Raw genomic sequence first — 15,245 nt, forward strand, 5'->3', positions numbered from 1 at the left:
GAAAGTTATAAATCTACCCTCACCACCCCTCACCCTTGACCCATTCATTAGCGCAACGTTTAACTCGTTTCTATGCAATTATGAATATCTGAAAGCGGACAACTTTTGTACAAAATCAAACATTACTAATATGGAAACGGACATAAAAAAAGAGTTTTGTAAAACCGATGTCTGTAAGTTAGTCTACCTTTGTTGCTAATATATGGAGAAGTAATAACAGAAATAGATTGAAACAATGAATAGCAAACTTCTAATGGTGGCAACAGGAATTATTTTCCTGGCTGCTTGTAATGTTCCGAAAGAAAATGAGATGAAATGGTTTGACCGTGCGGTGAATACATCCGGACATCAATTGCTCTATATGGCAGAAAAGTTGAAAAACGAACCGGATACCCTTTGTTTTCCACGTTCTTTGAAAGATGGAAAATATCGCTTGGAAAAACCTTCGGATTGGACTTCCGGTTTTTTTCCGGGCTGCCTGTGGCTGGCGTATGAACTTACAGCTAAGGAAGAATTGGCAAAACAGGCACGTTTGTATACTGACCGTCTGGAAGCGATGCAGTATTATACGAAAAATCACGATTTGGGTTTTATGATGTTTTGTAGTTACGGTCAGGGCATCCGTCTAAAACCGGAACCAGCGGACAGCCTGATTCTCGTTCGCGCTGCCGAAAGCCTTTGTACGCGCTTTGAACCGAAAGTCGGATTGATTCGTTCATGGGACTTTGGCAATTGGAGTTATCCTGTCATTATTGATAACATGATGAATCTGGAGATGCTTTTCTGGGCATCGGAGCAGACCGGTAATCCGAAGTATCGGGAAATTGCCATAGCACATGCCGACAACACACTGAAGAATCATTTTCGGGAAGATATGACATCTTATCATGTAGTCAGTTATTTGCCGGAAGATGGTACAGTCGAGTCGAAAGGTACTTACCAAGGATATGATGATGAATCGTCTTGGGCACGTGGTCAGGCTTGGGCCGTATATGGATATACCATGTGTTATCGTTTCACAAAACAACAGGCCTATCTGAAAGCGGCTTATAAGATCGCTGAATTTATAATGAGCCATTGCCCGTCCGAAAAAGATTTTATCCCTTATTGGGATTATAATGCTCCGAACATTCCCAATGAACCTCGCGATGCTTCGGCGGCTGCCATTACAGCTTCCGCATTGTTGGAATTAAGCGGTTATGGGGACAAAAAACAAGGGCGGAAGTATTTCCGTTATGCCGGACAAATCTTGAAACAGCTTTCTTCAGAAACATACCTGGCAAGGGAAGGAGAGAATCACGGATTTATTCTCATGCATTCGGTGGGTAGCTTCCCTCACAAAAGTGAAGTCGATACTCCATTGATTTATGCCGATTATTATTATCTGGAGGCTTTGAAACGATATAAAGAAATTAAAGCTAACGGGTATATGTGATAAAAGTGGCTGGAAATATATATCTTTGTTTTAGTTAAAATGTTCTTGAACCGTGATTACTTATGAAAGACCGATATATACAAATTTGTTATTTGATTGTTTTAGCCATTTGTTTCCAATTTATTCCGGTGTCTACTTTATTGGCAGATGAGACTCCAGTTCGTTTTAAACGTTTGTCTGTAGATGATGGACTGTCGTACAATACAGTGCTTGCTTTAACTCAAGATCATAACAATAAGATATGGGTAGGCACTACTGAAGGATTGAACTGGCATGATGGCTTCCGCTTTGCGTCTTTTTATAAATCTTTGGGCGATACTGCCAGTTTGGGGAATAACTACATCTATTCTCTTTATACTGACCGCAAGGGAACTGTGTGGGCAGGGACAATGGTCGGACTTTCCCGGTATAATATTATAGGCAATGATTTTACAAATTACTCATTACCGGGTAATCAGTCGGTTCAGGTGTTTGCGATGGAAGAGCCGGCAGACAGGGAACAGTTGTTGTTAGGAACCAACCGGGGATTAGTGCTTTTTGAGAAAACGGATGGCAAGATGAACATTCTTCCCCAGTTAGAGGGGAAGAATGTTTATTCAGTTCGTGCTATAGGAGACGGAGCATTACTTGGAACTTCAAAAGGCATTTATTTCTATTATTTTCGTAATGGCAATATTGTTCAGTTGCTTCCAGAGCTGAAGAATGAAGTAATCTCCAATATTATTTATGATGATAAAACCCGGAATTGTTGGTTAGCCTCTTTGACAAACGGGGTATATTTGGTAAATGAAAGATTCCAGATTCAAGAGCATTATAGCCGGAAAAACTATCCGAAACAGTTTGTTTCTGATGCTGTCCGGGCTTTGCAACTGGATGACCGGGGAAGATTATGGATTGGAACGGTAGAAGGACTGCTGATTCTCCAACCGGATACAAAAAGTATTTCGCAATATCGCTTTTCCTATGAAGACTCTTCTTCTTTGGGGCATAATTCCGTACGTTCTCTTCTAAGGGATCATCAGGGGGGAATGTGGGTAGGTACTTATCACGGAGGGCTTAATTATTATCATGTATTAGCTCCTGATTTTCGTGTCCTGCAACATTCCGTCTACCGTAATTCTTTGAGTGACAATACCGTCAGTTGCATAGCGGAAGCCCCTTTTGATAATAATCTTTGGATTGGTACAAATGATGGAGGGTTGAATCATTATGACAGGACAACCGGGCATTTCACTTGTTATTCTGATAAAGGCAACAAAGCCGGCTCCTTGCGTTCGAATAACATTAAATGTGTGTTTCCCGAGAAAAATGGTTCAGTTTATATCGGTATGCATAACGGCGGGTTGAGCCATTTGAATATCAAGACCGGACATATAAGTAATTATGATATTCCCGATGCCGCATCCTTGGAAAATAGTTGCTATTCGTTGTTGGATGGAGACGATGGTACACTTTGGATTGGTTCGATGGCTGGTTTGTATCGTTTTGATTATCAAACAAGACAAATCTCCTTGCATCCTTTGGCAATCAGATATCCTCAACTGAAAGATGTGCTTGTCTCTACCTTGTTCCGTGATTCAAGACGGCGTGTCTGGATTGGCACGGAAGAAAGCTTGTACATGTGTGCTGACGGAGAAATGCGAGTGATGGCTGATTCGGCAGGGGCTTATTCTCTTGGCCTGATACAGGCGTTGTGTGTATATGAAGACAGTAGCCATGCCATTTGGGTAGGCACTTCTTCCGGATTGTACCGTTATAAAGAAGGGACTTCTCCTTCATGGGAGCGTTATTCTATGATTGACGGTTTGCCTAATGATTGTATCAGCGGTATTTTGGAAGATAAAAAAGGAAGGTTGTGGCTCACAACAAGCAGGGGGCTTTCCTGTTTTGATTTACATAAAAGGAATTTCTGCAACTATATCAAACAAGATGGTTTGCCGAACAATCAGTTTATGCAGTCGGCAGTATGTAGCTCAAAAGACGGCACTTTCTTTTTAGGAACTTTGAATGGAGTCGTTTTTTTTAATCCCGAACACTTCTCCGGCAGTCCTTTTACGCCTAATGCAGTGATAACCGGATTGTCCATACAGAATCTTCCGATAAGGCAGGCTAAAGACGGAGATGTCGATTTTTATCAGGCTGACAACGGGAAGTTGCTGGGAGTCTCTTTTCCTTCGGAACTCAAGATGTTCAGAATCACTTTTTCTGTAATTAACTACCTGTCAAACAGCCGTAACAGGTTTGCCTATAAGCTGGAAGGTTACGATTCGGATTGGATTTATGCTACATGGGCAGGAAGCCGTGGAGTGAACTATTGGAATTTGTCTCCGGGTAGATATGTTTTTAAAGTAAAGGCATGTAGTGACAGTGGACAATGGGCTGAAACCCCTGCGGAATTTTTTATTGATATTATTCCGATGTGGTATCAGACATGGTGGGCAAAAACGTTGTTTTTCCTCTTTATCATCGGTATTTTAGTTTTTATATTTTATTTCTTTATTGTTCGTGCCAAGATGAGGATGCAGGTACAGATTGAGCATATCGAACGGAATAAGATAGAAGAAATCAGCCAGGAGAAAGTCCGTTTTTATATTAATATGTCTCATGAATTGCGCACACCTTTAAGTCTGATATTAGCTCCGTTAGAGGAATTGCTGGGCGAAAAGAACTCTTTCGAGCCCGCTGTGCAGCAAAAATTGTCTTATGTTTATAAGAATGGACAGAAATTACTGCACATTGTCAATCAACTACTTGACTTCAGGAAGGCAGAGTCGGGAACATTACCTATTAATATAGTTTCAGGGCCGGTTGGGAGCATGACAATGAATGTATTCAATTTATTTAAAGAGAATGCACGGAAACGAAATATTAATTTTCATTTTCGTTCGGATTTGAAAGATGAATTATTTCCTGTCGACAGGATGTATTTGGAAACGATATTGATGAATTTACTTTCCAATGCGTTTAAGTTTACTCCTGACAGTGGAGAAATCTCATTATCATTGTGGAAGAAGGAGGCTGTTTACGGATTTACGATACGTGATAATGGTATAGGTATTCCAGAAGAGAAGCTTTCCCGTATTTTCGAACGCTTTTACCAAGTGGACGATAATCAGAAAGGTTCCGGTATTGGCTTGTCTTTGGTGAAATTGTTGATAGACAAGCATAGGGGTACGATAGAGGTCGCTAGTGAAATCGGGAAATTCACAGAATTCAGGGTGATTTTGCCGGCAGACATCCATGTATTTCCAGCTGAAGAGCAAAAACAGGACACGAAAGCGACCTTCACTTTATCAGAACCTATGTATTCTCCTATGGATGTTTCCTATATGGAAGAGGTTGCAGTTGATTCTACTGACATGGAGAAACCGGATGGTATGGAAGAAGAAGGGAGAGCGACTATCCTGCTGGTGGATGATAATAAGGAAATGGTTGATTATTTGAAAGATAATTTTAAATCGGATTATATCACGTTGATAGCCGGAAACGGGGAAGAAGCACTGGAAATGATGAAGGAACAGAAAGTGGATTTAATTCTTTCTGATGTCATGATGCCGGGGATAGACGGTATTAAGTTATGTGAGATTGTGAAGAAGAACATGCAAACCTGCCATATTCCGGTTATTCTGTTGTCGGCGAAAGGCAGTCTTGAGGCGCAGACTGCGGGTATTCAGGCAGGTGCGGACGATTATATCCCCAAACCTTTCTCTATGTATCTCTTGAAAGGAAAAATCAATAATATCCTGAAAGCCAGGCAGCGTTTGAGATACTATTATTCCAGCACGATTGATATTGATGCGGCAAAAATGACTTCGAATAAACTGGACGAGGAGTTTATTACCAAGGCTATTCAGACTGTGGAAGAAAACATCTCTGATGAAGACTTTACAGCCGATGATCTTGCGGAGAAACTTTTTATGAGCCGTTCGTCACTATACTACAAAATGAATTCCATATCAGGTGAACCGCCGGCAAATTTTATTCGGCGAATACGTTTCAATATGGCGTGCAAATTATTGTTGGACGGACGTTATTCCATATCGGAAGTGAGTGCCATGGTAGGTTTTGCCTCCCGGTCTTATTTCTCTACTAGTTTTAAAAAATATATGGGTTGTATGCCTTCTGATTATGTGAAAAAGCAGAGGAAATAGTGTCCAAGAGGCTCTTTTGAATAAAATCTAAAAAACTTTGATAGTTTTTAGCACTCTTCTGGCAGTTATCGGACAAACAAAAAATGATACAAAACACCCTTTCATTTTAATCCTCATATCTTAGTGGTGGAATTTAAAACCTCTAAAACGACGATAAGTATGAGAAAAATGAAAAACATGAAAGTGGTATTGTCTGCTTTGTTCGGACTCTCTTTTTCCTGGAATGTATGTGCACAGCAAAGTGATATTAAAGATCAAGGGTATGTGCACAAATCATCCACCTCTTATGAATATCCGACAGATCCGGCAGTACTGCAGAAATTAGACCAATGGCGAGACTTGAAATTCGGTGTACTGTTCCACTGGGGACTTTATTCCGTACCGGGTACTTTCGAGTCGTGGCTGTTGTGTTCGGAAGAAAAATTTATTCCGCGCCGCACTAAAATCTTCGGTGATATGCCTTATGATGATTTCAAAAAATGGTATTGGGGATTAAGCGAATCTTTCAATCCCACCAAGTTTGCTCCGGAAGTATGGGCAGACATTATGAAAGATGCCGGCATGAAATATATGATTTTCACTACCAAACATCACGACGGCTTTTGTATGTTTGACACGAAGGAAACTGATTTCTCGATAACTAAAGGGCCATTTAGAAACAATCCTTTAAAAGATGTGACCTATCAAGTGTTTGATGCTTTCCGTCAGAAAGACTTTATGATAGGTGCTTACTTCTCCAAGCCCGATTGGCATTGCAATGATTACTGGAGTAGAGACAGGGCAACGCCCACCCGGAATGTGAATTATGACATCAAGCTGAATCCGGATAAATGGAAACGTTTTCAAGGATATACGGCTAATCAAATCAATGAACTCATGACACGTTATGGTCGGGTAGACCTTCTTTGGCTGGACGGGGGCTGGGTAAGGGCTCCCAAGGAAGACATCAAGATGGATCAAATCATAGATAAGGCACGCGAATACCAACCCGGATTGATAGCGGTAGACCGGACTGTGCCCGGACGGAACGAAAATTACCAAACGCCGGAACTGACTATTCCCAAGCAGCAACTGGATCATCCTTGGGAAAGTTGCATCACACTGACCAATCATTGGGGATGGTGGAAAGACGCTCCTTACAAATCGGCAGCTCAAGTAATCAATATTCTCACGGAGATTGTGGCTAAAGGCGGTTCTTTGGTTTTGGGTGTGGGGCCTACGCCGGAAGGCACTATCGAGGAAGAGGGAATACGGCGCTTGAAAGAGATAGGTCAATGGCTGAAAATAAATGGTGAAGCAATCTACAACACACGCACTACTCCTGTCTATCAAAGTGAGAATGTCTGGTTCACGGCTAATAAAGATGGAAAGACGCTGTATGCTATCTATGTACTACCGGACAATGTAGAATTGCCGCAGGAAATTGTATGGGAAGGAAATGAACCTGCCGGCAAGATGGTATTGCTTCAAACTGGTCGTAGCGTGAAGTATCGGACGAAAGATGGCAAAGTGACAGTAACTCTGCCGAAAGGATTGAAAAATGAATCGCTGGTTTTCAAATTTAAGCAGAAATTATAATGATGCTTTTTGTTTAACTATTTAATATTATCAAAGTATGAAAAACATCTTAACAGGTCGCATGCGGAAGGTTTTATTTATCGCCGTATGTATCAGGTCGTCTTTGTGGGGCGAGATTTGTTATTCCGCAGAGACGAGTAGGATTTGGTCGGGCAGTGACACCGGCAAAGAGTGGGTAAGTTCCGGTTTACAACAGAACAATAGTATAAAAGTAACAGGGGTTGTTACGAGTGAGGGTGGCGAACCTATTATTGGTGCTACTGTACAAGTGAAAGGGACTTCCACAGGAGTTATCACAGATATTGACGGCCGTTATACAATTACGGTACCTGATGGAAATTCAATTTTATCGGTTTCATTTATTGGCTACCAGTCACAAGAAATAAAGGTGAACTCCCGAAGGGGGATTAATGTACGTTTGCAGGAAAATGTACAAAGTCTGGATGAAGTAATGGTTGTTGCATACGGTGTGCAGAAAAAAGCGACATTGACCGGTGCTATATCAAGTGTCGGCACGGAGGCTTTACTGAAATCACCTAGTGCCAGTGTCACTAACTCTTTGGCAGGGCAGTTGCCGGGAGTTTCTTCCATGCAGGCAAGTGGACAACCGGGAGCTGACAATGCGAAAATATTTGTACGTGGTGTAGGTTCATTGACGGAAGGGGGAGCTGCTCCGCTTATTCTTGTGGATGGCGTGGAGCGTTCTTTCTATCAAATGGATCCTAACGAGATAGAATCTATTAATGTATTAAAAGATGCTTCGGCTACGGCTGTATTCGGAGTGCGTGGTGCAAACGGAGTCATATTGGTCACTACCCGCCGGGGAGAAGAAGGAAAGGCTAAAATCTCGATTAGTTCGAATGTCGGTATTCAGATGCCTACCCGTATATTGGATGTGGCAGACAGCTATACAACCGCTTCTTTATTCAGAGAGGCACAACGTAATGACGGAGTTGCAGATGACCAGTTGGCTTTCTCGGAGTATGATATGGAACGTTTTCGTTTGGGAGATTCCCCTATTCTATATCCTAATGTGAACTGGTATGATTATTTGATGAATAAGGCTGCTGTTCAAACTCAACATAATGTAAGCATTTCCGGAGGAACAAAAGATATCCGTTATTTTGTATCGTTAGGTTTTTTGTTTCAGAATGGTTTGTTTAAACAACTGGACGGGCTTGATTATGATAACAATTACAGCTATACCCGTTATAACTATCGTGCCAATCTCGATGTAAACCTCACACGTACCACTACGTTAAAGTTCGGCATGGGCGGAATTGTAGGCAACCAGCGTGACCCGGGAGGCAGTGGCAATGTATGGAAACAGCTTACGTGGTCGTTGCCATTCTCATCTCCGGGAATTGTCGATGGAAAAAAAGTGGTGACACAGAGTACACGTTTTCCCGGAGTTAAAATGGAGAATCAAGTAATTAATGGATTTTATGGCTATGGTTATGATCGCAAAGTCTCGAATAATATGACATTCGATTTGAACTTGTCTCAAAATCTGGATTTTATAACCAAGGGGCTTTCCATCGAAGTGAAAGGGGCATATAATACGGATTACTCTTACATTAAAACCGTACGGGGACATGTGGAAACATATACTCCTTTTTATAAATCCGAAATAGACGGATCAGGACTTGATGTTGAAGACCCTGATTTTGATAAGAGCCTTGTGTATCGGATAACGGGGGAAAATATGATGAAAACTTATGGAACCGGGGATAAAAAACGTGCCCGTGACTGGTATGTGGAAGGAAGTATTCGTTATAATCGCAAATTCGGAGAACATAATGTAGGTGCCTTATTGCTGTACAACCAAAGTAAAAAGTACTATCCTAATTATCCTAATAAGTTTTGGGATGTCCCGACTGCTTATGTTGGCTTGGTAGGTCGTTTGACTTATGATTATAAGTCGAAATATATAGCAGAATTTAATATTGGTTATAATGGTTCCGAGAACTTTGCGCCGGATAAACGTTTTGGTACATTCCCTGCAGGTTCTATCGGCTATGTTATAACAGAAGAGAAATTCATTCCCAAAAATGACTTCTTAACCTATCTGAAAGTGCGTGCTTCTGTTGGATTGGTCGGTAATGACAACATGTCCAGTAACCGCTTCCTTTATTTGCCGGACTCTTATTCAATAAACAATTCCGATTGGCTTCAAAAAGCCTATCAGGATAAGAACGGGTATATTTTCGGATTGACAAATACGGTCTATCAGGCAGCAGCGAAAGAACTTATGCTGGGAAATTCGAATGTAACCTGGGAAACTGCCTTAAAGCAGAATTATGGTATAGACGCTTATTTCTTCAGCGACCGTTTGAAATTGACAGTCGATTACTTCCGGGAAAATCGTCGTGATATTCTGATACAGCGTAGTACAGTCCCTTCCTTGATTGCAATGAATGGTATATTACCTGTGGTTAACATGGGTAAAGTAAATAATCAAGGATATGAAGTGGATTTAAAATGGAATGATCGTATTAAGGACTTTTCATATTATATAAATACAAATGTCTCTTATTCTAAAAATAAGATTATTTATCAGGATGAAGTAGAACCGAACGAACCTTATATGTGGCGTACCGGACATGAAGTGGGAGCCCGATTCGGATATTTAGCACAGGGGTTCTATAACGAGGACGACTTTGATGCGGATGGTAATGTTCGTGCGGAGCTGCCTCAACCGCAAGGGAAAAAGTACCCTGGCGATATTAAGTTTGCAGATTTGAACGGTGATAATATAATTGATAATGACGACCAGACCAAAATAGGGAATCCCAAACGTCCGGCTTATACGTTCGGTTTAAATTTAGGCGGAGAATATAAAGGCTTTTTTGCTTCTATGAATTGGACGGGAGCAGCTCAATGTGATATTGAAATGGCAAATGCTTATAAGCGTCCTTTTTATGAGGGGCAGGTACTTTATCAGTATATGGCCGACGGGCGTTGGACGCCTGAAACAGCAGCAACGGCTGTGTATCCACGTTTATCCGTTTCGAGTACGGCCAATCAGGAGACATCAAGTGTGTGGCTAAAAGATGCCTCATACATAAAACTTAAAAATTTGACGATTGGGTATAATATCACTCAACAGAAAATTTTAAAAGCAATCGGTGCCTCTAAGTTGACTGTTCAATTTACAGGCTATAATCTTTTGACATTTGACAAATTGAAAGTTTTTGATCCCGAAGGAGAATTGACACGTGATACGAATACGTATCCCATTATGAAAATCTTCAGTCTGGGAGTGAATGTAACTTTTTAAAATGATTATTATGAAAAACAAAAGTTTAATTATTTTAGGCGGACTTCTGGCTAGTTTATTCATCGGATGTGAAGACCTGAAGTTCGGTGATAATTTTTTGGAGAAACCTAATAGTGACGATGTATCTATTGATACGGTGTTTTCTTCCAAAAAATATGCGGATCAGGCTATGAACCAGTTCTATAAAAGTTTGTGGGATTTTATGCCTACTTTGAGAGGGTGTCATCCGGAGGGGCTTATTTTAGATGGATATACTGATATAGGATATGCGCAACCAATCTCATGGACACGCGGAGACATTAATTCTTCTTCCAGTTGTATCAACTTTCCTTATTTCCCTTTTCATTCACAGATTACTGAAGTGACGGGAAATCCCTCTTTTGGTATAAGGAAAGCTTATATCTATATTGAAAATGTAGATAAAGTTCCCGATATGACTGATGACGAAAAGCGTATTCGAAAAGCGGAAGCTAAAGTAGTCATTGCTTTTCACTATACTCAAATGATTCGTTTCTATGGTGGTATGCCTTGGATAGACCATGCGTATGCGGCAGATGAGATTTTCCAGTTTCCTCGTCTGACGTTGGAAGAAACGGTTAATAAAACAGCTGCGTTGTTGGATGAGGCGGCAACCGATTTGCCTTGGTCCACCACCGCTGAAGAATATGGACACATGACAGCAGCTGCTGCTAAAGCGTTGAAGTTTCGTTTACTCTTGTTTGTTGCCAGTCCATTATTTAACAATAAAGCACCCTATTATGACGGACAAGCGGCTACTGAACTTCTTACTTGGTATGGAAATCAGCAGGATAGTCGTTGGGAAGCGGCTTTGGAGGCAGGAAGAGAGTTCTTGCGTCTGAACAAACAGAATGGTGATTATTATCGGATTGAAAATACAGGAAATCCTAGAGAGGACTATGTAAACGGCTATTTTACGAAAGGCAACCAGGAGGTTGTGATGGCTTCTTTCCGTTGGGGAACCTATGATGGCGTAGATAAACCGTTCCGTATGTATGAATCCGGTTATGGTATCCCGCGTGGAAATTATGCGGACATGTTCCAATGGAAGGATGGTTCTACGTTCGACTGGAATAATCAAACACACCGTGCGCATCCGTTTTTTGATGAAAAAGGGCAGCCGAACCGTGACGTGCGTTTATATGAGAACTTGCTTGTAAATGGTGATAAATGGCAGGGACGGACAGCAGAAGTTTATAAAGGCGGACGCGAAGGATACGGTTCGGGAAGTTCTGTGCAGAAGAAAACTCAATTTGGCTATGGATTCCGCAAGTTTATTCGTGACAAGAAGAATGAGATGAAAGGCAAGCCTTATTCTTGTCCTATGATTCGTATGCCAGAGATTTATTTAAGTATAGCCGAAGCTATGAACCAATTGGGAAAGGCTAACGTGCCCGATGAATTTGAGAAAACCGCTTATGATTATCTGAACCTCGTGCACGAACGTGCAGGGTTGCCGGCAGTAACTTCCGCTAAAGTGCCGCAAGGTGATGCCTTGCTGAACTATTTATTGGATGAGCGTGCCCGTGAATTCGGACAGGAAGATGTCCGCTACTTTGATATGATACGTCATAAAAAAGGTGCGGAATGGGCTACACGTCCTATGGAAATGCTGGAAACGACGAAGGTTGGAAGTAGTTTCGAGTATGTAGTGAGTACGCGTGACGATATTAAATATTATTGGAATGAATACTGGTATTTATTGCCATTTCCTGTAAGCGAAATCAATAAGAAATATGGATTGATTCAAAATCCCGGCTGGTAATAAGATTAATTAAACGATTTGATTATGAATAAATTATTATTTACGATAGGCTTGTTATTCATCTCTTCGGTAAGTCTGGTGGCGCAGGAGATGATGAATGGCATTGTGAAAGATGGCTCCGGTAAACCTCTTTCGGGTGTAAAGGTATCAAAGGTAGGAGAATACAGAAATAACAATGTCACTGATGAAGACGGTTTGTTTTCACTCCTGTTGAAGAAAGGTGATTATATTGAACTAAATTATGCAGATGTAGCAACCAAACGGATTAAAATCACAGGGGATACCCTGAATTTGGTGTTTGATATCAAGAAAGACGCGGTTGTTGATTTGGGATTTCTAAAGCGGACAGAAGATACCCAAACCCAGTCTGTGACTGCTATTTATGCTGATTTACTGGAAAAGAACGCGACTTCTCCCGACCGGGTGAATAATGCGCTTTTCGGATTGATATCAGGGCTTCATCTGACTCAAACGGTTGGTTGGGATGCTAATGCCGGCATGAATATACGTGGTCGTGGTGGTTTGGGTAGCGGAGCTCCCTTGGTTTTGGTGGATGGATTTGAACGGGGACTGACTAATATGACAATAGAAGAAATAGAGTCCGTCCAAGTTTTGAAAGATGGTGCCGCTACGGCTTTGATGGGTGCCAGAGGGGCTAATGGAGTAATCTTGGTGAATACAAAAAGAGGTATTTATAATTCGTTTGATGTAGATGTGAATTATCGTCATGGTTTCGATTTTCCTGTCAACCAGCCGGAAATGGCGGATGCTTATACGTATGCTATGGCGCAGAATGAAGCGCTGTATTATGATGGCTTGCCTTTGCAATACACGAAAAGAGACTTGGAACGGTTTAAGGATGGTACGAATCCGAATTATTATCCGAACGTCAACTGGTATGAAGAGGGTACAAGGAATTTCAGCGAAAACAATCAGTTTAATGTAATGATGCGTGGTGGCGGAAAAAGAGTACGCTATATGGCATTGTTGGATTATAAGAATAAGTTTGGTTTGTTGAATGAAGATTATACTCACTATTCAGACCGTTATAATTCTCAAATACGGACTTATGAACTAGGGCTGCGTATGAATTTGGATGTGGATATCACTTCCAGCACCCAGATGAAGTTTGGCTTATATGGTATTATTGGAGAAGATAAACGACCGAATACGGCTATTAATACAATCTTCCAGAATTTTTATAAGGTACCTGCCGCTGCGTTTCCGGTGAAGACATTGAATGATAATTGGGGGAGTAACACTCTTTTTAAGATGAATCCGATTGCGGCTATTGCAGATGTGGGATATGTACAGGAAAATCATCGTATGTTGGAAACGGATATGCGGATTACTCAAGATTTCTCTATGTTCCTGAAAGGGTTGAGTGCGGAAGTGGCTGTCGCTTATGATAATACCGCTACTTTTCAGGATATAGGTAGTAAGACTTATAAGTATGAAGTCGGTTATCTGTCGGAAGAGGGACTCCCGGTAAGTGAAACTTATGGTACGGATAGCAAGGTGCAGATAACCAAATCTGTATTGTCTGCCCAATTGATACGTGCCAGCGTTGAGGCTAAATTGAATTATGACTATACATCCGGTAAGCATCAATTGTCGGCTTCGGCTGTCTATCGGCAGGATATGAAAGAACCGTTAGAAAATAACGCCTCTTATTATCGGCAGAATATCATGGGATTTGTCGGTTATAATTATGACAACCGTTATATGGTAGATGTTGTCGGCAACTATTATGGTACAAGTGTTCTGTTGAAAGGTGATAAGTTTCGTTTCTATCCGGCTGTTTCTGCTGGTTGGAATTTGGCTAACGAAGATTTCCTGAAAGGGGCTTCTAACCTGGACTTGTTGAAACTTCGGGCTTCTTGGGGACGTTCTGCGGTAGATGAACTTGATTATGGATTGGGGAATTATTTCTGGACAGGGGGGACAGGATATCCTTTTGGAGATGGTATGACAGTAGTCAATGGTTTGAAAGAACAAAGGTTGCCTGTATATGGCTTGAATCTGGAGACTGCAGACAAATATAATGTGGGGGTAGACCTGCGTTTATGGAAGAACTTCACGGCAACGGCAGAGGTGTACTATGACCATCGTACTAATATTTTAGTTGCTAATAATAATGTGTCCGGTATACTAGGCATCGACCCGCCGAAAGCCTGCATAGGTGAAGTAAAGAGCCGTGGTGTAGAATTGAGTTTGGGATGGAGTGGACAACATAAGGACTTCAATTATTTTGTAAATGCGAATTGGGCATTGAATGATAGTGAGATTGTTGAAAACGGACAGGCCTATCAGCCTTACGACTATTTATATACACGTGGACATAAAGTCGGGCAACTGTTTGGATTGGAAGCCGTCGGTTATTTCCGTGATGAAGAGGATATTGCCAAGAGCCCGGAACAAACATTTTCGGTGGTTCGTCCGGGAGATGTGAAATATAAAGACCAGAATGGAGATGGAAGGATAGATAGTGAGGATAGGATAGCAATCGGCAAGTCTACAACGGTGCCCGAAATGGTGTTCGGATTGAATTTGGGTTTTGAATATAAGGGCTTTGGAATAGATATGGTCTTTAATGGAGTGAGTGGGTTGACCAAACAATTGAATGTGGCAAATGTACATCAGCCCTTACGTAATGGCAATACCAATATCGCGACTTGGTATTTGAAAGATAAGATTCGTTGGACGGAAGCTATGAAAGATGTCGCCAATGTACCCCGTCTTTCTACATTGTCAAATGAAAATAATTATCAGACTAGTACACAATGGATTGAAGATGGTTCATTTTTGAAATTACGTAATCTGAATGTCTATTATAATCTGCCGCAGAAATGGGTGAAAAAGATAAAATTGGATAAACTTCAGATTTACGCTAAGGCACAGAATGTATTTTCTATAGATAAGATTGATTATTTCAATTGTGAAGATCTGACATTGGGGTATCCGGATTTATTCTCTGTATGTCTAGGACTGAATATTAACTTTTAAATAAAGATAGTT

General features: G+C 41.2%; 6 protein-coding genes. All 6 read left to right on the forward strand.

Going from position 1 to position 15,245, the window contains the following annotated elements; all coding sequences use genetic code 11:
- The first annotated feature begins 235 nt into the window (after window positions 1-235).
- The 6 genes from I2I04_RS13210 to I2I04_RS13235 all read left to right on the forward strand — a co-directional run bounded on the left by I2I04_RS13210 (window position 236) and on the right by I2I04_RS13235 (window position 15,233).
- Entirely contained in the window at window positions 236-1,435 is a 1,200-nt protein-coding gene (locus tag I2I04_RS13210; RefSeq protein WP_195655220.1) for a glycoside hydrolase family 88 protein, read from the forward strand.
- Between the two features lie 62 nt (window positions 1,436-1,497).
- Window positions 1,498-5,586 carry a hybrid sensor histidine kinase/response regulator transcription factor gene (locus I2I04_RS13215; protein WP_195655221.1) on the forward strand — a complete coding sequence of 1,363 codons (4,089 nt, stop codon included), beginning with the start codon at window positions 1,498-1,500 and terminating at the stop codon, window positions 5,584-5,586.
- Between the two features lie 159 nt (window positions 5,587-5,745).
- Window positions 5,746-7,164 carry an alpha-L-fucosidase gene (locus I2I04_RS13220; protein WP_410489777.1) on the forward strand — a complete coding sequence of 473 codons (1,419 nt, stop codon included), beginning with the start codon at window positions 5,746-5,748 and terminating at the stop codon, window positions 7,162-7,164.
- Window positions 7,165-7,201: 37 nt separating this feature from the next.
- Complete coding sequence (locus I2I04_RS13225) at window positions 7,202-10,444, forward strand: SusC/RagA family TonB-linked outer membrane protein (protein WP_151921919.1); 3,243 nt, start codon at window positions 7,202-7,204, stop codon at window positions 10,442-10,444.
- Window positions 10,445-10,454: 10 nt separating this feature from the next.
- On the forward strand, window positions 10,455-12,227 hold the full coding sequence (locus tag I2I04_RS13230) for a RagB/SusD family nutrient uptake outer membrane protein (RefSeq protein ID WP_195655222.1): 1,773 nt from the start codon (window positions 10,455-10,457) through the stop codon (window positions 12,225-12,227).
- A 24-nt stretch (window positions 12,228-12,251) separates the two neighbouring features.
- Complete coding sequence (locus tag I2I04_RS13235; protein WP_195655223.1) at window positions 12,252-15,233, forward strand: SusC/RagA family TonB-linked outer membrane protein; 2,982 nt, start codon at window positions 12,252-12,254, stop codon at window positions 15,231-15,233.
- Window positions 15,234-15,245: the final 12 nt, after the last annotated feature.

The sequence above is a fragment of the Bacteroides sp. 1001136B_160425_E2 genome, from assembly GCF_015559655.1.
GTDB lineage: Bacteria > Bacteroidota > Bacteroidia > Bacteroidales > Bacteroidaceae > Bacteroides > Bacteroides luhongzhouii.